14 protein-coding genes and 5 tRNA genes are annotated in these 19,948 nt (G+C 42.0%); 18 read left to right on the plus strand and 1 reads right to left on the minus strand.

Going from position 1 to position 19,948, the window contains the following annotated elements; translation table 11 throughout:
* The first annotated feature begins 55 nt into the window (after positions 1 to 55).
* The 10 genes from recJ (at position 56) to H5154_RS08460 (ending at position 8,147) form a co-directional block, all read left to right on the plus strand.
* Positions 56 to 1,777 (plus strand): single-stranded-DNA-specific exonuclease RecJ, encoded by a 1,722-nt coding sequence (recJ, locus tag H5154_RS08415; protein WP_145240836.1) that lies wholly within the window; start codon positions 56 to 58, stop codon positions 1,775 to 1,777.
* A 154-nt stretch (positions 1,778 to 1,931) separates the two neighbouring features.
* Positions 1,932 to 3,030 (plus strand): peptide chain release factor 2 gene (gene prfB, locus H5154_RS08420; RefSeq protein ID WP_145240838.1). Its coding sequence is split into 2 segments (ribosomal slippage): positions 1,932 to 2,006 and positions 2,008 to 3,030, totalling 1,098 coding nucleotides; the frame shifts between segments, so codons are not numbered across the junction.
* A 26-nt stretch (positions 3,031 to 3,056) separates the two neighbouring features.
* The gene (gene lysS / locus H5154_RS08425; RefSeq protein ID WP_182718004.1) at positions 3,057 to 4,592 is read left to right on the plus strand and encodes a lysine--tRNA ligase; all 1,536 of its coding nucleotides are present in this window, start codon (positions 3,057 to 3,059) and stop codon (positions 4,590 to 4,592) included.
* Positions 4,593 to 4,866: 274 nt separating this feature from the next.
* Complete coding sequence (locus H5154_RS08430) at positions 4,867 to 5,049, plus strand: hypothetical protein (protein ID WP_145240843.1); 183 nt, start codon at positions 4,867 to 4,869, stop codon at positions 5,047 to 5,049.
* A 129-nt stretch (positions 5,050 to 5,178) separates the two neighbouring features.
* Positions 5,179 to 5,271 (plus strand) — tRNA-Ser (locus tag H5154_RS08435).
* 37 nt (positions 5,272 to 5,308) lie between these two features.
* A tRNA-Arg gene (locus H5154_RS08440) sits at positions 5,309 to 5,385 on the plus strand.
* A gap of 259 nt (positions 5,386 to 5,644) precedes the next feature.
* Positions 5,645 to 5,721: transfer RNA gene (locus tag H5154_RS08445), tRNA-Arg, on the plus strand.
* 80 nt (positions 5,722 to 5,801) lie between these two features.
* Positions 5,802 to 5,878 (plus strand) — tRNA-Arg (locus H5154_RS08450).
* 134 nt (positions 5,879 to 6,012) lie between these two features.
* Positions 6,013 to 6,089: transfer RNA gene (locus H5154_RS08455), tRNA-Arg, on the plus strand.
* A 690-nt stretch (positions 6,090 to 6,779) separates the two neighbouring features.
* Positions 6,780 to 8,147, plus strand: coding sequence for an alkaline phosphatase PhoX (locus tag H5154_RS08460; RefSeq protein ID WP_182718005.1), 1,368 nt, complete (start codon positions 6,780 to 6,782; stop codon positions 8,145 to 8,147).
* Between the two features lie 158 nt (positions 8,148 to 8,305).
* Here H5154_RS08460 and H5154_RS08465 read toward each other — a convergent pair whose 3' ends face one another.
* Positions 8,306 to 10,321: a TonB-dependent receptor gene (locus tag H5154_RS08465; protein ID WP_182718006.1), complete on the minus strand. Its 2,016-nt coding sequence runs from the start codon at positions 10,319 to 10,321 to the stop codon at positions 8,306 to 8,308.
* Between the two features lie 148 nt (positions 10,322 to 10,469).
* Here H5154_RS08465 and H5154_RS08470 point away from each other — a divergent pair, with 148 nt between their 5' ends.
* The 8 genes from H5154_RS08470 (at position 10,470) to H5154_RS08505 (ending at position 19,861) form a co-directional block, all read left to right on the plus strand.
* Positions 10,470 to 11,807: a hypothetical protein gene (locus H5154_RS08470; protein WP_182718007.1), complete on the plus strand. Its 1,338-nt coding sequence runs from the start codon at positions 10,470 to 10,472 to the stop codon at positions 11,805 to 11,807.
* A 53-nt stretch (positions 11,808 to 11,860) separates the two neighbouring features.
* Positions 11,861 to 13,243 carry an NlpC/P60 family protein gene (locus H5154_RS08475; protein WP_182718008.1) on the plus strand — a complete coding sequence of 461 codons (1,383 nt, stop codon included), beginning with the start codon at positions 11,861 to 11,863 and terminating at the stop codon, positions 13,241 to 13,243.
* A gap of 10 nt (positions 13,244 to 13,253) precedes the next feature.
* Positions 13,254 to 14,366, plus strand: coding sequence for a dipeptide epimerase (locus tag H5154_RS08480; protein ID WP_145240853.1), 1,113 nt, complete (start codon positions 13,254 to 13,256; stop codon positions 14,364 to 14,366).
* Positions 14,363 to 15,127, plus strand: a complete 765-nt coding sequence (locus H5154_RS08485) for a L,D-transpeptidase (RefSeq protein ID WP_145240855.1) — start codon at positions 14,363 to 14,365, stop codon at positions 15,125 to 15,127. Before H5154_RS08480 ends, H5154_RS08485 begins: the two co-directional genes overlap by 4 nt.
* Before the next feature lie 116 nt (positions 15,128 to 15,243).
* Entirely contained in the window at positions 15,244 to 16,830 is a 1,587-nt protein-coding gene (locus H5154_RS08490) for a sodium:solute symporter (RefSeq protein WP_182718009.1), read from the plus strand.
* Between the two features lie 2 nt (positions 16,831 to 16,832).
* Complete coding sequence (locus tag H5154_RS08495; protein ID WP_145240859.1) at positions 16,833 to 17,738, plus strand: BadF/BadG/BcrA/BcrD ATPase family protein; 906 nt, start codon at positions 16,833 to 16,835, stop codon at positions 17,736 to 17,738.
* Entirely contained in the window at positions 17,735 to 18,670 is a 936-nt protein-coding gene (gene murQ, locus H5154_RS08500; protein WP_145240861.1) for an N-acetylmuramic acid 6-phosphate etherase, read from the plus strand. Before H5154_RS08495 ends, murQ begins: the two co-directional genes overlap by 4 nt.
* Positions 18,671 to 19,861 (plus strand): exo-beta-N-acetylmuramidase NamZ domain-containing protein, encoded by a 1,191-nt coding sequence (locus H5154_RS08505; RefSeq protein WP_182718010.1) that lies wholly within the window; start codon positions 18,671 to 18,673, stop codon positions 19,859 to 19,861. It abuts the gene before it with no gap.
* Positions 19,862 to 19,948 lie beyond the last annotated feature (87 nt).

Genomic DNA, 19,948 nt, shown 5'->3' on the forward strand with positions numbered 1-19,948 from the left:
GGCCGTTAAGGCCTTTTTTTGTCTTTATTCCTTAATCTAAAAGTACCGCGCCTGCATGAAAAAATTAATTGTTGCTCGTGATCATCATGATGATTCACACCTGCCAAGCCATTTGCACCCTGTTATTAAACAAATTTATGCCAGCCGCCAAGTTAATCATGCCGATGAGCTAAATAATAGCGCAGCCACTTTACATGACTTCAAATTATTTAAAGACATAGATAAAGCCACCGCTTTACTTCAACATGCTCTGCGAGCGCAAAGTAAAGTGCTGATCGTGGGTGATTTTGATGCCGATGGCGCAACCAGCACCGCTACCTTAATGCAAGGCTTAGCGATGTTTGGTTTTGCTCATTTAGACTATTTAGTGCCAGACAGATTCAGCTTAGGCTATGGTTTAAGTCCCGCGTTGGCCGAGCAAATAGTCACTATGGCACCAGATCTAGTGATCACTGTTGATAATGGTATTTCCTGTATTGCTGGCATCGCAATTGTAAAAGCCGCGGGCATTAAAGTGCTGGTTACCGATCATCACTTGCAAGGCGAACAACTACCCAATGCTGACGCTATCGTTAACCCTAATCGCCATGATTGTGAGTTTCCATCAAAATCAATCGCAGGAGTCGGGGTTGCATTTTATTTATTGATTGCGCTTAGAAGTGCATTGCGTGATGTTGGTCATTTTGCGCAGCAACCACCGCCTAACTTAGCCGATCTGCTTGATATTGTAGCGCTAGGTACGGTTGCTGATGTGGTGGCACTGGATGCCAATAATCGCACCTTAGTTCACCAAGGTTTAGCGCGAATTCGTAGCGGCAAAACACGCCCAGGTATTACAGCGCTGATTGAGGTCGCTAATCGTAACGCAGCGCGTTTAAGCGCCAGTGATTTTGGTTTTTCGCTTGCACCACGCTTAAATGCCGCAGGGCGTTTAGATGATATGAGTTTAGGCATAGCTTGCTTACTAGCTACTGATATCAATCAAGCGCGACGCATAGCCGCTGAGCTGGATAGTTTAAACCATGAGCGTCGAGAGATAGAGCAGGGCATGCAACTTGAAGCACAAGCCGTGCTAGATAAGCTCGCTTTTAGCGATGAGCAAACACCGGATGCTATCTGTTTATATCAAGAAGACTGGCATCAAGGTGTGATCGGTATTTTAGCGGGACGTTTAAAAGAGAAATACCACCGCCCAACAGTAATTTTTGCTGGTGGCGACAACGGTGAAATAAAGGGCTCTTGCCGCTCGATTGAAGGCTTGCACATGCGTGACTTGCTTGAGCGCTTAAATACCTTGCATCCACATTTGATCAGTAAATTTGGTGGTCATGCTATGGCGGCCGGTCTGAGCATTAATGAGCAGCACTTTAGTGAGTTTAAACGTGAGTTTGAGCAGGCGGTAAGTGGGCAGTTAAGTGAAGAGCATAAACGCTGTATTATCTTAACCGATGGCGAGCTTGCTGATGACTGCTTTAGCATGGAGTTTGCAAATGTACTCAAACAAGCAGGGCCATGGGGGCAGCAATTTCCAGAACCCGTGTTTGAACACACTTTTGAACTCGTACAGCAGCGCATTGTTGGTGAAAAGCACTTAAAGCTGGTATTAAAACACCGTTCAGGGCGTTTGGTTGATGCTATTGCCTTCGGTATTGATGTGCGCGAGTGGCCTGATACTGAAGCGCGCTTGGTGAAATTGGCCTATCAGCTCGATATCAATGAGTTTAGAGGTAAATTTTCATTACAGTTAATTGTCCGTGAGCTGCAAAAAGTAGCTTAAAAAATATCTATTATCGATGCATAAAGTACTAATAAAACGCACGGTTTTTTGTTAAAATCGGGCGTTTTATTATTTAAAGCAAAATTTAAATAATTATTAGCATAATTTTACCTGGCGATTAGCCGCGTAAACCAGCCATTTTGGAGTAATGTACATGTTTGAAGTGAATCCTGTGATTAATCAAATCAAGGAAATTCGCGAACGTACTGAACTGCTTCGGGGGTACCTTTGACTACGCTCTTAAACAAGAACGTTTAGAAGAAGTTAACGCCGAACTTGAAGATTCAGCCGTATGGAATGAGCCCGAGCGAGCACAAGCACTAGGTCGTGAAAAGTCAGCATTAGAAGCGGTTGTTGAAACTATCGATAATCTAGTAACTGGTACTGACGATGTTGAAGGGTTGCTTGAACTTGCAGTTGAAGCAGAAGATGAAGAGACCTTCAATGAAGCACAAAGCGAACTGACAGACTTAAACGAACAGCTTGAAGGTTTAGAATTTCGTCGCATGTTCTCTGGCGCACATGACGCAAATGATGCTTACCTTGATTTACAATCAGGCTCAGGCGGTACAGAAGCTCAAGACTGGTGTAACATGTTATTACGCATGTATTTACGCTGGGGTGAAGCCAAAGGCTTTAAAGTTGAACTGGTAGAGGCCACTGACGGTGATGTTGCCGGTATTAAAGGCGCAACCGTGCGCTTTGTTGGTGAATACGCGTATGGCTGGTTACGTACAGAAACTGGGGTTCATCGTTTAGTACGTAAAAGCCCATTTGATTCAAGTGGCCGTCGTCATACCTCGTTTGCTTCTGCATTTGTTTATCCAGAAGTTGACGATAATATTGAGATTGATATTAATCCGGCTGATTTACGTATCGACGTATACCGTGCATCAGGCGCGGGTGGTCAGCACGTAAATACCACAGAATCTGCGGTACGTATTACCCACGTACCGACAAATACGGTAGTGCAGTGTCAGAACGAACGCTCTCAACATAAAAATAAAGCACAAGCGATGAAGCAGTTAAAAGCGAAGTTATTTGAGCTTGAGCTACAGCAGCAAAATGCTGAAAAGCAAACCCAAGAAGATGCCAAATCTGACATCGGCTGGGGCAGTCAAATACGTTCATACGTACTTGATGATGCGCGCATTAAAGATTTACGTACCGGCGTTGAAAACCGTAATACCCAATCGGTACTTGACGGCAATTTAGATAAATTTATTGAAGCCAGCTTAAAATCTGGCCTATAACCACCAAGCTAAAAAAGAGCTAAAAAATGACTGATCAAATCCAAGACGAAAATAAGTTAATCGCTGAGCGTCGTGGCAAATTAGACGCTATTCGCGCCAATTGCCCTGCTAACGGTCATCCAAATCAATTCCGTCGTGAGCATTACACGGCAGACTTACAGGCCGAGTTTGGTGATAAGAGTAAAGAAGAATTAGTAGAGCTTAACCACGTTGTGTCTATCGCGGGTCGTATCCTAGCTAAACGCGGACCATTCTTTGTAATTCAAGACATGAAAGGTCGTGTGCAAGCGTATGCATCAAAAGATGTTCAAAAAGATCTGAAAGAAAAGTACGGTCAATTAGACACCGGCGATATCATTGGTGTTAAAGGTGCGCTTAATAAATCAGGTAAAGGCGATTTATACGTAGAAATGACAGAGTATCAATTACTGACTAAGTCACTACGTCCACTTCCTGAAAAATTCCATGGCTTATCTGATCAAGAAACTAAATACCGCCAACGTTATGTTGATTTGATCACTAATGAAGCAACCCGTGAAACGTTCCGTATTCGTTCACAAGTAGTTGAAGGTATTCGTCGCTTCTTAGCAGATCGTGACTTTATGGAAGTTGAAACGCCAATGCTACAGGTTATCCCTGGTGGTGCATCTGCGCGTCCATTCGTGACTCATCACAATGCACTTGATATCGATATGTACTTACGTATTGCACCAGAGCTTTACTTAAAACGTTTAGTGGTAGGTGGTTTTGACCGCGTATTTGAAATTAACCGTAACTTCCGTAACGAAGGGTTATCAACGCGTCACAACCCAGAATTCACTATGATCGAATTCTACCAAGCGTACGCTGATTACATCGACCTGATGAACATCACCGAAGACATGTTGCGTACTGTTGCGACTAACGTATTGGGCAGCCCAATCGTTGTTAATACGACTAAAAACGAGAACGGCGAAGTGGTTGACTCAGTAGAGTATGACTTTGGCCAACCGTTTACCCGTTTAAGTATGGCGGATGCGATTTTAAAATATAATCCTGAGTTTGATGCCGCAGTATTTAACGACCCAGAAAATCACTTTGACGAATTAAAAGCGTACGCAAAGCAAGTGCACGTTAAAATTCCTGAAAATTGTGTGTGGGGCCCAGGTAAGTTCTTATGTGAAATCTTTGAAGAAACAGCAGAGCACATGCTTATTCAACCGACTTTCATCACCGGTTACCCGTGGGAAGTATCACCACTTGCTCGTCGTAACGATGAAAACCCATTTGTTACTGACCGTTTTGAATTCTTTGTTGGTGGCCGTGAGCTTGCAAATGGTTTCTCTGAGCTTAATGATGCACAAGATCAAGCTGAGCGCTTTACTCGCCAAGTGGAAGAAAAAGACGCCGGCGATGATGAAGCAATGCACTACGACGAAGATTACATTCGCGCGCTAGAGTATGGCCTTCCGCCTACGGCAGGTGAGGGGATTGGTATCGACCGTTTAGTGATGCTATTTACTGACTCATCAACAATTAAAGATGTTATCTTGTTCCCGCATATGCGCCCACAAGCTGACTAATGCTATGTTAGATTAAGTTGATATTATAAACGCCGCTTTAATAGCGGCGTTTTTGTGTCTGTAGCGGGTCCCGTCAATGGAAATTATACTGGCAATAATAAAATTTTAATTTTAACGTATTGAATTATGTGAAAATAAAAATTAATTATATAAAATCATCAAAATGAACGAGCATTATTTCTAAATTTAGCTAAACTATTGACTGAAAAAACAGCATAAAGCATGGTTTTTTAAACTCGCGTCAATCTAAAGGGCTTATATAAACGGATTTTATATGAAAGATAATAAACCTGATTCACCCTCTGAAGTACTCAGTATTGAATTACAAAGAGAAACCTATTATCGAGCATGTATTGCTGAATTTCAGCAATTAGGCTACCAAGATCAATATCTCGAACAATTAACTGACGAATTAGTGCCTGTTCTCGGTGTATCCGCTGATATTAAAACCTCTTAATTTGATTAACGATTAAACAAAGTTGACTCTTTTTTGGCTGTTATGGGTGTTCTCTAACCATACAGTTACTTTAAACAAGAAAAGTGTTTGACATATTTTCTGAAATCTTTATTATACGCCCCACAAGACGGAGAGGTGGCCGAGTGGCCGAAGGCGCTCCCCTGCTAAGGGAGTATAGGGTTTGTAGCTCTATCGAGGGTTCGAATCCCTCCTTCTCCGCCATTTATTTTATAAATGGTTATCTTGTAAAGTAAAGAATGGGCGCATAGCTCAGCTGGATAGAGTACTCGGCTACGAACCGAGCGGTCGGAGGTTCGAATCCTCCTGCGCCCACCATCCTTTACACACTCTGCTTAGAGTTTAAATAAGCAAGTAAAAGTGATTGGTTTAGTAAACCAAGCGGTCGGAGGTTCACTCTTTGAAGATACGTCCTGCGCCCACCATCTTTTACACACTCTGCTTAGAGTTTAAATAAGCAAGTAAAAGTGATTGGTTTAGTAAACCAAGCGGTCGGAGGTTCACTCTTTGAAGATACGTCCTGCGCCCACCATAATTTACTTATTAGTAAGAAACTCGAATTAGAGTATAAAAAAGTGGGCGCATAGCTCAGCTGGATAGAGTACTCGGCTACGAACCGAGCGGTCGGAGGTTCGAATCCTCCTGCGCCCACCACTTTTTATTTACTACTGAGAGTTATATTAGTTATTGCATACTAATATGTCAGATAAGGCATTAAAATCAAAATAGAATGTGGGCGCATAGCTCAGCTGGATAGAGTACTCGGCTACGAACCGAGCGGTCGGAGGTTCGAATCCTCCTGCGCCCACCACTTTCTATTAGTGTTAATTTATAAAGAGCCCGACACATGGTCGGTTTTTTTATCTTTAAAATCCGTAATAAGCTTTGTTATTAATTAGCTTAATGCGTCAGTCAAAGTAAGACTTTAAAATCAAAATAGAATGTGGGCGCATAGCTCAGCTGGATAGAGTACTCGGCTACGAACCGAGCGGTCGGAGGTTCGAATCCTCCTGCGCCCACCACTTTCTATACATTTACAGAAGGATGTAAGAAAGTATCAACCGACGAGAGTCGGTTTTTTTATGCCTGAAATTTGCTGTAGGCTCGGGTTTATCCCGCGCTTTTTAAAGTTGAAACCACCAACCGAGTGGTCGAAGGTTCACTCTTTGAAGATACGTCCTGCACTCACCACTTTCTATTACTATTAAAGTTAATAGAAGATAACCGACGAGAGTCGGTTTTTTTATGCCTGAAATTTGCTGTAGGCTCGGGTTTATCCCGCGCTTTTTAAAGTTGAAACCACCAACCGATCGGTCGAAGGTTCACTCTTTGAAGATACGTCCTGCGCTCACCACTTTCTATTACTATTAAAGTTAATAGAAGATAACCGACGAGAGTCGGTTTTTTTATGCCTGAAATTTGCTGTAGGCTCGGGTTTATCACGCGCTTTTTAAAGTTGAAACCACCAACCGAGTGGTCGGAGGTTCACTCTTTGAAGATACGTCCTGCGCCCACCACTTTCTATTACTATTAAAGTTAATAGAAGATAACCGACGAGAGTCGGTTTTTTTATGCCTGAAATTTAATAGAGCAACTGTCAATGAGGTTTGCTTTGAGATATGACAATTGTATGAACTTTTTATGGAGGCCGTTTTTATAGGATAATTTCATTTATCATATGCCTGTTATTTTATCACACTATGAGTTTTACGATGATCTCAAGAAGACAATTTATTATTAGTGCCGGTACACTCGCTTTTATGGGGCTTTCTCGTAGTACTTTTGGCAAAGTACCATTTCTTGACGTGAGTGAGCATTTAAGTGCCTATGGTCCGTTAGTGACTGATCCTAACAAGTTACTCGATTTACCAGCAGGGTTTAGCTATCAAGTTATATCAAAACTGGGTGATAAAATGGATGATGGCTTTACAGTGCCAGATAAAGCCGATGGTATGGGCTGTATTGCCCTTGATGATGAGCGGGTTGCATTAGTCAGAAACCATGAATTAAAACCAACTGATTTAGCAAAAGCAGATGTTAGCTTACAAACGCATAAAACGTCATTTGCTTATGACACTACTGCGCAAGGTGTTGCTTTGCCAGGAGGCACAAGTCATATTATTTATAATTTAAAAACCGGTAAAAAAGAGCAAGAATATTTGTCACTCACTGGCACGATCCGCAATTGTGCAGGTGGTATTACCCCATGGGGTAGTTGGCTTACTTGCGAAGAGACTGTTCTGACTAAAGCGGATGGCTTTAATCAAGATCACGGTTATATTTTTGAGATACCAGCCAACGCTAAAGGACTAGTAAACCCTGAGCCTCTCAAGGCAATGGGGCGGTTTAACCACGAAGCAGCTGCTGTTGATCCAACAACCGGTATTGTTTATCTGACAGAAGATAAAGGCGATAGTTTATTTTATCGTTTTATTCCTAATGAATACGGTAAGTTGAGTAAAGGCGGTAAACTTCAAGCTATGATGATTAAAGCACAGCCACAGTTTGATACTCGTAATTGGGTTACAGGGGTAATGCCTTTACAACACAATATGGCCGTTGAATGGGTTGATTTGGCGCAACCTGAAAGTCCAAAAGACGATTTAAGAATACGCGGCCACAAACAAGGCGCTGCACTTTTCGCTCGTGGTGAAGGGATACATTGGGGTGAAAAAGAACTTTATTTTTGTTGCACTAATGGTGGTCAAAAGCAGCTTGGTCAAGTGATGAAGTATCAACCATCAGCATTTGAAGGAACAGATAAAGAGCATCTAGCTCCAGGACACGTTCAACTATTTGTAGAAAGCACAGATAAGTCGTTATTTAACTTTGGTGATAATCTCACTGTTGCACCTAACGGGCACTTGATCGTTTGTGAAGATCAGTATACCGACGTGGTAGATAACCATTTACGTGGCGTAACACCTAGTGGTGATGTATATAATTTTGCCCGCTTAACAGCGCAAACCGAGTTGGCGGGAGCTTGTTTTTCTGCTGATGGCAACACCTTATTTGTTAATGTGTATTCACCAACAAAAACATTAGCGATCACAGGACCATGGCAGAGTTGTAAAGGCTAACTGGTGATTATTTAATGCTTATATACAAGTGCACTATGGCTATTTAGTAGTGCTAAGTGAGTTAATTTAAAATGCAGCCTTGCTGATCCGCTTCATACCTTAAAGTATAAACCGGATCAGCAAAGTATTTAGCTCAATTATTAATAACAATAACCAAACTAAAATAACAGGCTGAAGTTTAGGCGCAGGGTACGCGGCTCAATCGGGTGGAAGTGATTATCTTCAACGCCTTCAATAGGTTCACCAGCTAAGCGTGACGTGTAAAAGTAGTCAATATCGTGATCCGTACTATCAAATATATTTAATAGCTCAAGGCCCACTTTCCAATGCGTTTGTTGATAACTTACTAAACCATTAATGACTGTAAGCGGCTCTGAGCGTTTATCGCCATCACTACTGAGTATCCGTTTGCCAATGTGGCGTACGCGCAGTGAAGACTGCCACTGCTGGGTAATATGCCAATTAATGCCAGTACTGGCAACCACAGGCACTGCACCTTCAATTCGATCGTCATTTGAATCGATATCTAAGCGTGAATGTGTAAATGAGGCCTCGGCGTCTAAACTCAAGGCATCATTAAGCCAATAATACGCACTGAGCTCTAAACCGTAGCGTTTTGATGCATCACTGGCTTCAGTGTTACCCGCATCACCCACAAATAATAATTCAGAATCTAAGCTTAGCCACCAGAATGCTGCTGATAAATTAAACCGTTGTTGATCAAAGTAGCGTAAACCCAGCTCTGCGCCATTGCTTTGCACCAGTAAATCAACCTTATCAGCAGACTCAAGTGTCACCGGATCTTGTTTAATAGTTGCTCCACGTGCATCATTTGAATGATACGACTGACCCCAGTTGGCATAACCGGCTAGGTTGTCATTAAACAGGTAATTTAAGCTGGCTTTAAAGCTAACCAAATCATCATCTGCACTGCCTGAATTAATACTGTTATTGCTATCAACATCTGCGTCAAAGTAATCATAACGCACACCAAATGTGGCTTCGAGTGCTTGGCTTAAATTTACTTGTGATTGCCAATAGGCTGAGTAGCTCGCTTCGTCTACAGCATCTTCACGCACAGTACTTAAGCGTTGGCGCTGCTTGGTATTGTATAAACCAACTTGATCAATATCATCGCGGCGATATTCCACACCAACTGTATGCTGGATTAGCATATCTGCAAGAGTATCAGCAAATTGATAACTCAGTGCGCCACCACTAATTGTCCGGCTATCGACTTGTTGGAACTGATCGCCATGAATAGGATCATTTAAAAAGTAAGAGAAGTTAGAAAACAAGTCCATGTCGTAGTTGATCACATAGGCATTGGCTTTAATGTGCTGGCCTTGCCAGTTTGCCGATAAACTATAGCGACTAGAGCTGCCGCCTACGGTCGTATCGAGTGAACCTAGTGCACTGATAATACCTTGGTCTACAGCCCGTTGTGGAATTTGATCAGCGGAATTCCAGCTGTTGTCATAAGCCATTGCCGTGACAGATAAATCGCCATCCCATGCTTTACCTACATAGCGTACTAGGGCATTTTTTTTATCTACATCTTCATTGATATCTTGCCAAGGGCCATCATAACCTTGCCACTCACCGGCAATAATAATTTTCCCGTTAGCAATCCCAATTGAGCCTAATGCCATCACGCGTTGGTAATTGTCTTTGCCAATTGTAAAGTCAAGTTGTTGATGTTTTGGGTTATCAGCTAGATTAAATTCAGCACTGCCAGCGGTCGAAAAGTCACCTTGAGCGGCGCCATACGCGCCTTTTTGATAATCTATAGTCGAAATTGTTTCAGGAATAATAAAGTTAAGGTCGGTGTAGCCTTGACCATGCCCATGGCTACGCATATTAATTGGCATACCATCAATGCTGGTGGCAAAGTCAGTACCATGGTCGAGATTAAAACCGCGGATAAAATATTGATTAGCTTTACCTGAGCCGCTGTGCTGTGTGACGGCCATACCTGGGATCAGTTCTAGCATTTCTGCGCTACGTAACATTGGACGGTTTTCTATTTCACCTTGGCCAATTACGCCACTTGATGCACTAATAGCCTCACCAATAAGTCCCGTGCGGTGTCCGTATATGGTAATTTCTTCAATGTTTGCAAGTACATTGGTAGAGCAAAGTAAGCTACCAGATAGAATTAAAAAAGTGCGCATTATCATTTCCTTATAAATAGATCGAAGTGTTTATATTTAATACTAGTACGTTTTAAGATGTTAATCGGATGCAAATATTTGCTTGCTGTGGAAAATATGTTATTTTCAATAAAATATTCCAAAAATAAAAATCATAAGGAATTTAATTTTGATTGTAATGAAACTGAAAAAAGCGGGGCTGAATGTTTTCAGTGTGAGCTTAGTAACTGGGCTTTTTGGCTGTCAGAGTCAGCCACAGCAAGAGACTGTTGTATCGTTACAAGAGCAACATGAGACGTTCTATCAACAGGTGATGTTGGCTGCGCCTGTCTTACCGGCTGATTTAACAAATATTCCTATGCAGGCGCATTTAGTTGCTAATCGTGTTGCGCAATCGCACTATAAAACGGCGGCGCAGGTTAATTATAGTCAGTTAGGGTGGCAGCAACGCGTGGCAGCAGATTGGCACTATTTTGATATTCCGACATCGCAGGGTAAGTTGTTAGTAATTGATTACCAACAGCAAGGTAACCAACTAGCGTATCGTTATTTAGCAAATGGTACCCAGAATGATTTATATGAGCCATGGAGTTCATCTAAAATTCAAGCTTTTAGCGGTGCAATTGCAAAAGTACGGCAAATAAACCCAGAGCTTGGTGCACATGCGCTAATAGGTGATAGCAATGTTGCTGATTTGATCACTAGTATTAATAGCTACGAGCATTGTGGCAGCGCTGATGGAAACTCTAATGCAATAGCGAGCTACTTTATTAATGTTGCTGGGCGTGATTATTTAAGTAATTTATTTGTAGATAATTGGCTAAAGCTTAATGATTCTCGCATTATGTTTAAAGGTGCTTATGCTACAGAGATTTTTACTCCTAGCACGGTTCGTTGGCAAAGTACTGATAGTGATGTTATTGCTAGCAATATCGCTTATTTTACTGTTAATACCGATGATCCTGCTTATTTAGACTACCGGTGTGATGGCTGTGGTTTAACCGGTAATAAAGCCATGACAACTTTGGCTCAAGCTGAGTGGTTAAAACGTTTAGCAAGCCACACTCGAGAGCCCTTAACTCAGCAGCCTTTACTACAAGCACAAGACATTGATGTACTATTTAATGGCACCGGCAATACGGATGAAACCGCTAAAGTGGGTGGTATGATGCAAGGGCTCAGTCAAATGATCACTGACTCTTTAGCGCAAGCGCTTGCACCAGACGATACTCGCCCAGCAAAACAAATTTTAGACGAGTTAACGCAGGGGCAATGGCGAGTTTGGCAAAAAATAGGTTGGGGTCCAAGCGAAACACGCTCAACCACAGAAACTGTCATGTTGGCTCATGTTTACTTACCGTTTATTCAAGGTGGACGCGAATTTACCTTAGCGGCACAAAATAGTGTGCCAGGTGCAAGTGAAAAAAACTTAGTCGTGGTTGGCTTAAAAATGCAGGCGAATTTTACGCATGCATTTAAACAGTTACTGATACCGCAAAAGCAATAATAAGTAGCACACAGCACGACTTACCAAGCAAATTGATAATAGGGAACCTACGAATGCGACATACATTTATCGCCCTGAGTATTTCATTAGCAAGTATTATTACCATGGCACCCGTCATTGCGGCGGCTAACACGTGGCAATCAGATGTTATCGGGGTAACTCAATCTCAATTAACCCCGCAGCACTGGTTAAGCCAAGTGACAGATAAAACTCTGATGAGTGCAGCGCAAATCGCGGCATTTAATAAACAATTGATTGCTGACAATGAACATATTGTCGATCCACTCGATTTTGCCTCTCAGCTAACTAGTGAGCAGTTAAAGGCATATATACTCAGTATTAGTGCGGTACCAAAAAGCCCGCGTTTTTACCCTAATGGCGTGGCATTAAGTAATAAGCATTTTGCAAAATACCTAGCCAATTTGAATTTAGACGCTGTGGCAGATAATAATCAAGTTAGTTATGCCATGGTGGTAAAGCGCTCAGTCCTGCGTACTTTTCCAACGTCAGACCGAGTATTAAATAGTGGCTTAGATAATGACCTAGATCGTTTTCAAGAAAGCGGATTATTCCCCGGTGATACAGTGGCTATTTTGCATGAAAGTGCCGATAAGAAATGGTTACTTGTGCGCGCTTATAACTATCTAGCATGGGCGCCCAAAGCTGATATTGCGATATCGAATAAAAGCACACTTCGTGAATTTAAAAATAACGATGACTTTTTATTGGTAACTGGCGCAAAAGTAAATACCGCTTACGTGCCTAATGATACCACTACATCGCAAGTGCAATTGGACATGGGCGTTCGTCTGCCTTTAATGCCGGCAGATAAAACCCCTCATTTATTAAATGGCCAAAACACCTACGCTAATTATGTTGTGCAACTGCCAACCCGCGGGGAACAAGGTCAGTTAGTTATTAAGCCTGCCTTGATCAGTCGCAGCAGTGATGTGCATTTAGGGTATTTACCTTACACCCAACAGCATTTAATAAAACAAGGGTTTAAATTTTTAGGCGAACGCTACGGTTGGGGACACGACTATAATGGCCGTGACTGCACTGGTTTTGTTGGCGAAATATATAAATCATTTGGTCTATTAATGCCGCGTAATTCAGGTCAGCAGGGGAAGGGGGAGTATGGTACTAATCACCGTTTTGATAAAACCAGCAATGAAAGCGATAAATTAGCGGTAGTTAATAACATGCAAGTGGGCGATTTAATTTATATACCAGGCCATGTAATGATGTACTTAGGTGAACAAGACGGTCAACCGTATGTGATCCATGATGTTAAAGGGTTGGGTTATAACAAGGCTGATGGTAGTTTTTATTCAAGTTCACTTAATGGGGTATCGGTAACGCCTTTATTGCCACTGCGTTTATCGCAAACTCAGAGCTATTTAGACCGTACTTATAATATTAAGCGTATTCGCTAGGAGTTAAAAAATGAAGATTACGGCGATACGTTTTGCCAAACTTAAAGTGCCATTAGTTACGCCGTTCAAAACAGCGCTGCGTGAAGTGAGCTATATTGAAGACTTAGTGGTGTTAATTGAAACCGATAAAGGCGAAATTGGCTATGGTGCTGCGGCATCTACGCCAGTAATAACCGGCGATACTCACCAAAGTATCCTTAGCGTTATTAAACAATTTATAGCGCCAAAACTAATTGGTATGGAAATCGAAAACCTCAATCAAATTTGCCAAGTGATCCAATCAAGTGTGGTGGCAAATTACAGCGCTAAAGCCGCGCTCGAGCTGGCTGTGTATGACTTGTGGGGTAAATTATATCAAGCGCCGCTGTATAAATTGCTCGGCGGTGGTAGTCAAACATTACGAACTGATATCACTATTAGCGTTGATAATATTGATAAAATGCTCAGTGATTGTGCTGTGGCTGTAGCGCAAGGTTTTGATATTTTAAAAGTAAAAATTGGCAATGATTTACAGCAAGATATCGAACGAGTGAAGGCGATTTATCAAGGTTTTGGCCAGCAAACGCAAATTCGTTTGGATGTAAATCAGGGCTGGAATGCTAAACAAACGGTGTTTGCTTTACAGCAATTAGAAAGCCACAATGTTGAATTAGAACTTGTTGAACAGCCAGTGAAAAGTGATGATTTTAAAGGTTTAAAGTATATTACTGAGCGGGTAAATACGCCGATCATGGCTGACGAAAGTGCCTTTTCGCCCAAGCAAGTAATTCAATTATTAGAGCAAAATGCTGTTGATATTATCAATATCAAAGTCATGAAAACGGGTGGCTTAAGTCGTGCTATTGAAATTGCCAATATTACTGCACAGTATCAAGCTGATTGTATGATCGGTTGCATGTTAGAAGGCAGTATTGCCGTTGCAGGTGCTGCGCATTTAGCGTCTGCAAAAGCCCAGCAGATCAGTAAAATAGACTTAGACGGTCCAGCGCTTGGACAATATGATCCGGTGCAAGGCGGTGTGGAATTTAATGGCCCAGCGATCACGTTAAGTGATGGTCCTGGCTTGGGGATTAAAAGTATCGACACATTACAACCGATAAACGATGGAATTTGGCCGTTATGAAAAAAATAATAATAACATTAATCACCACAGCAGCCCTCAGCGGCTGTGCAAATAGTGCAAGTACATCAGCAGCTGCAAGTGCTGCAGTTATCCCACAGCAAAGCCAACAGTTAGTGGTGGTGGTTGCAGATGATTGGCAAGCCATTGCCGCACAATTGTATCGATTTGAGCGTGTTGCAGGACAATGGCAACAACAAGGCCAAGGTCACAGTGTGGTACTTGGGCGCACCGGTCTTGCGTGGGGTATTGGTTTACACCCAGCTCAAGCGGGCGAACAAAAACAAGAAGGCGATGGTAAAGCTCCCGCTGGTATTTTTGAACTCGGCACCGCGTTTGGTTATTTAGATTCATTAAAAACCAATATGACCTACCAAGGCATGACTGCTGACGACTATTGTGTTGATGTCAAAGGTTCGCCATTTTATAACCAGCTAGTTAATAAGTCAGTGGTAGGAGAGGCTGCTGTCAAAGACTCGTCAGAGTGGATGCGCCGTGATATTTACAGCCAAGATAACCTTTACAAAAAAGGCTTAGTGGTTAAGCACAATAGTCAAAATGTTGATGGTGCAGGCAGTTGTATCTTTATGCATTTATGGCGCGCAGAAAATAAACCAACTGCCGGTTGTACTGCAATGACTGAGCAGAATATGGATACCTTGTTAGCTTGGTTAGATGAACAGAAAAAACCATTGTTAGTGAGCTTACCTAGCGAACAATATCAACAAAAACAATTGCTTTGGAAGTTGCCAGCGATTAAATAATACGTGTAAAGCCACGCGTTCGCGTGGCTTTACAAAGTAAATAATAAAATTGTTTTCTTTTTATTAATTTGATGGAATAATATATTCCATTGATTGGTTTGAAATTGGGATAATAAATGAGTGCACAATACACCTTGCTAGATTGGCTCGTATTCGCAAGCTACGGAGCAATTTTATTACTCAGTGGTTGGTGGTTTAACCGTAAGCGCGCCAACTCAAGTAAAGACTTCTTTTTAGGCGGTAATAGTATGCCGACCTGGATGGTGGCTATTTCGGTATTAGCTACTTCACAGTCTGCTGCCACTTTTATTGGTGGACCTGATCAGGGTTATCAAGGTGATTTATCGTATTTAGCGACGAACATTGGCGCATTCATAGCTGCATTTATTGTTTCTATTTTTCTGATCCCTAAGTTTTATCAACAAAAAGTGTACACCGTTTATGAACTGCTTGAAAAGCGCATAGGGCCAAAAGCTAAACGCCGCAGCGGCTTAATGTATTTATTTGGCCGAGTGTTCGCCAGTGGCGCACGTCTATATATGGCCGCGATTGCAGTAGCGATGATTTTATACGGTAATATAGCCGCAGAAAGTGTGATTATAGCGACTTTGCTATTAGCACTTGCGGGTTTGTTGTATACCGTATTTGGTGGTATTCGCAGTGTAATTTATTCTGATGTGCTGCAAAGTGTCGTATATGTCAGTGCTGCGATTGCCGTTATCTGGTGTTTGTTGGTACTGATCCCCGCTGATTTTTCAACTATTTTAGCAACCTTAAATGAGCCAACCCCCGGTGCTGATTCAAAGCTGGCGATTTTCAAATTTGATTTAGATTTTGGTCCAAGTGGGGTGTTCAATATGGCGTCGGTATTAACCGGCTTTGTATTACTTAACATTGCCGCCTTTGGTCTTGATCAAGATATGACACAGCGTCTACTGACGTGTAAGAGTGACAAAGAAGGCAGTAAAGCATTACTACTTTCTATCGTGATGGTTATTCCCGTGATGTTGGTATTTATCTTTATTGGTTTATTACTTTATATCGTTTATCAGCAGCCAGCATTAATGAACAGTGACGGTGCGCAAGTCGTACAAGAGTTTAATGGTGAAAAAATCACTATTTTTATGTACTACGTACTTAATGAGGCCCCTGCTGGTGTTAAAGGTTTAGTTAGCGTCGGTATCATTGCCGCGGCCATTTCAACATTAAACTCCGGTTTAAGTTCGATGTCGTCGGTCATTGTACAAGATTTATATCGACCTTATTTAGCAGCTAAAAATAAGCAAGTTGCCGATAACCATTTTGTTAAAGCCGGGCGTATTGGCATGGCGGTTGTGAGCCTATCATTAGCGTTAATGGCCATAGTTTGTTATTTCTGGCAGCAATACAGTGATATGCCGCTTCTTAAGTTTGCGCTGAGTGTCATGGTGTTTTCGTACAGTGGTTTACTGGGCGTGTATTTTACAACACTATTTACTAAACGTGGCAGTGAAGGCTCAGTATTGGCGGCGTTAATTGTCGGCTTTATGATCACTTTATTCATGCAACCATACATCATTGATTGGTTATTGCCGGCAGCAGATCGCTTCTATTTAGGCTTTACTTGGCAGTTATGTATTGGTACTGCGTTGTCGACTTTAGTGTGTTGTTTAGGTAAACCTCAACTTGCCCAGCGCGGCCAGTCAGCTGTAGGAGCCCAATAGGCATGAACATTGACTATATACTGGCTATTGATGGCGGGGGCACCAAAACGCTGGCGAAATTAGTGAATTTACATAGCGCTGAAGAATTTACTGCGCAGGCTGGTGCAGCCTCAGTTTATAACGATTTTAATACGGCGCTTACTAGTTTACAGCAAGTGATCACTAGCGTATGTGCACAAAGTGGCGCTAAGCATAGCCAAATTTTGGCGGTAATGGGACTTGCGGGCGGCTCGTCTAAAGTGCTTGCTGAGCGAGTAACTGCAAGCTTACAGCTAGACTGTGATATTAAATTTGCGCAATTGAGTATTGTAAGTGATGCAATCACCTCATTATATGGTGCAAATCTAGGTCAGCCGGTTGCAATGTTAGCGTTAGGAACGGGCGCTGTAGCAGCAAGATTATCCGCTGATGGAGAAACAAAATTAATTGGCGGCTGGGGTTTTTCGGTTGATGATTTTGGCGGTGGTGCGCGCTTAGGGTTAAGTGCTGTGCAATGCTTGTTAGATGAAATAGACCGCTTTGAGCAACCTAAAAGCCTGCTAACGCAACAGCTGAGTGAACAAGTTGGCCGTGAGCGAGAACAAATATCAAGTTGGTTAATGAAGGCCAAAGCGTTAGATTATGCGCGTTTTAGTCCTTTAATCTTTAGTTTAAAAACACAGTGTATAATAGCCGATACGGTGCTTAGTGAGCATGTTCGACAAGTCGAGAGATTGATTGAAAAATGTCGTGGTCAGAGCCAGTTACCAGTCATAATTATTGGCGGTTTAGCGGACGTAACTATTGCATTATTAAATGAAAATACACAACTGAATTTATCTCCCCGTCAAGGGGATTCGTTAGCCGGTGCGGTGATTTTAGCCAGCGACCGCATTAAACAAATTGAATACACAAGGATTACACAATGAGCCCTGAGTCTAATTTTAATCAGCAGCGTGCACTTTTAGAAGAGCTGAACGGGATTGTGTCAGAAGGACAAAACTTAGATACGTTGGATATAGATTTACTCGATAGTCGCGAAATTTTAACCAAAATAAATTTGGAAGATCAAAAAGTTGCCGCTGCTGTAAAGTTAGTGATCCCAGAGATAGCCAAAGCGGTCGATCATATTGTAACGGCATTTAAGCAAGGCGGTCGTTTAATTTATATTGGTGCCGGCACCAGTGGTCGCTTAGGTATTTTAGATGCTGTGGAATGCGCGCCAACTTACAGTGTCAGCGATCAACAAGTAATGGGAATAATTGCGGGTGGCGAAACGGCTTTTAAAAAAGCAGTTGAAGGTGCCGAAGATAGCTTAAAATTAGGCGTAGAAGATCTTAAAGCCGTTAATCTACAAGCTAAAGATGTCGTGGTAGGGATTGCCGCTAGTGGCCGTACACCTTATGTGCGAGCAGCCATTGAGTATGCAAAATCAATAGGATGTATCACCGTTGGAGTAACCTGTAATCCTAACTCCGCGGTAATGAAACTACCTGATATTGGCATTTGCCCAGTAGTTGGCGCTGAAGCAGTAACAGGTTCAACACGCATGAAATCGGGTACTGCACAAAAGTTAGTATTAAATATGCTCAGCACAGCCAGTATGATCCGCACTGGTAAGGTCTATAAAAACTTGATGGTTGATGTGAATGCCAGCAATGAAAAGCTGCATGCTCGTGCGATCCGCATCGTAATGCAAGCAACCGATTGCACTCATCAGCAAGGAGTCGATGCGCTTGCCCAAGCAAAACAAAGTGCTAAATTGGCTATTTTAATCATCTTAACAGGCAAAGATGCCGCCCAAGCTGAGCAAATGTTAACCCAAGCGGATGGTTTTTTACGAAAAGCAGTGGAACTATAAATGTTAATTAGATTATTGGTTATATTACAATGCCTAATTTTGAGCGCATGCGCCCACAACAGCACTGACGATGCAATCTTAACTGATACACCGCAAGTAAATTTAAGTGTTGGCGCTTTACAATATCAGCAGTACCTACCACAACTTGAGGGCAAACGAGTTGGCTTAGTCGTTAATCAAACTTCACAAGTTTATGGCACCCATATAGTCGACTTACTGCGTGATAAAGGCGTGAATGTTACTAAAATATTTGCCCCTGAACATGGTTTTCGTGGCGACCACGATGCCGGCGCGCATGTAAAAAATACGGTGGATGCAAAGACCGGTATTGATGTGGTGTCTATTTACGGCAGTAATAAAAAGCCAGATACCACTGTATTAAGCAAATTAGACGTGATTATTTTTGATATTCAAGATGTTGGTGTGCGTTTTTACACTTATATCAGCTCAATGCATTACATGATGGAAGCTGCTGCTGAGAATAACATTGGTTTTATTGTACTTGATAGGCCAAACCCGAATATTGCTTATGTTGATGGGCCAGTTTTAGATTTAAAGTTTCAGTCTTTCGTTGGCATGCATGAAATTCCTGTATTACATGGTATGACAGTGGGTGAGCTGGCAAAAATGATCAAAGGTGAAGGGTGGATAAATAAAGCTTCGTCACTAAACTTGACGGTTGTTCCTGTGGCGCATTATCGCCGCGATATGACGTATAGTTTACCTGTTCAGCCAAGCCCTAATTTACCAAATGATCAGTCAATTGCGTTGTATCCATCATTATGCTTTTTTGAAGCAACACCAATTACAATTGGCCGTGGTACAGACTTTCCATTTCAAGTGATAGGTTATTCACCGATTGCGTTAGGGGAGTTTAGTTTTACTCCGCGCGCTATTGAGGGAGCATCAATGAACCCTAAATTTAAAGGGATAGAGGTGCAAGGTCTTGATTTACGCGACAGTACAATCAAAGGACTAGATTTAAGTTTATTTATTACAGCCTACAAAACTTTTACGCAAAACGAGCAAACGTTCTTTGAACGTGCTGGCTTTATGGATAAACTTGCAGGCACTGATAAGCTGCGCTTAGCTATCGAAGCCGGCCAAACAGAGCAGCAAATCAAACAAAGCTGGCAACAAGATCTAGCTCGCTTTAAACAGCAACGCGCAGCATATTTGTTATATCAATAAGACTATTTTTATTTATAAAACTTTAAAACGCAGCTTAGGCTGCGTTTTTAGTTTTCAATTAATGTTGTCTTGTTTTAGCGTCAATCT

The sequence above is a fragment of the Pseudoalteromonas sp. SR44-5 genome, assembly GCF_014163675.1.
Classification (GTDB): domain Bacteria; phylum Pseudomonadota; class Gammaproteobacteria; order Enterobacterales; family Alteromonadaceae; genus Pseudoalteromonas; species Pseudoalteromonas rhizosphaerae.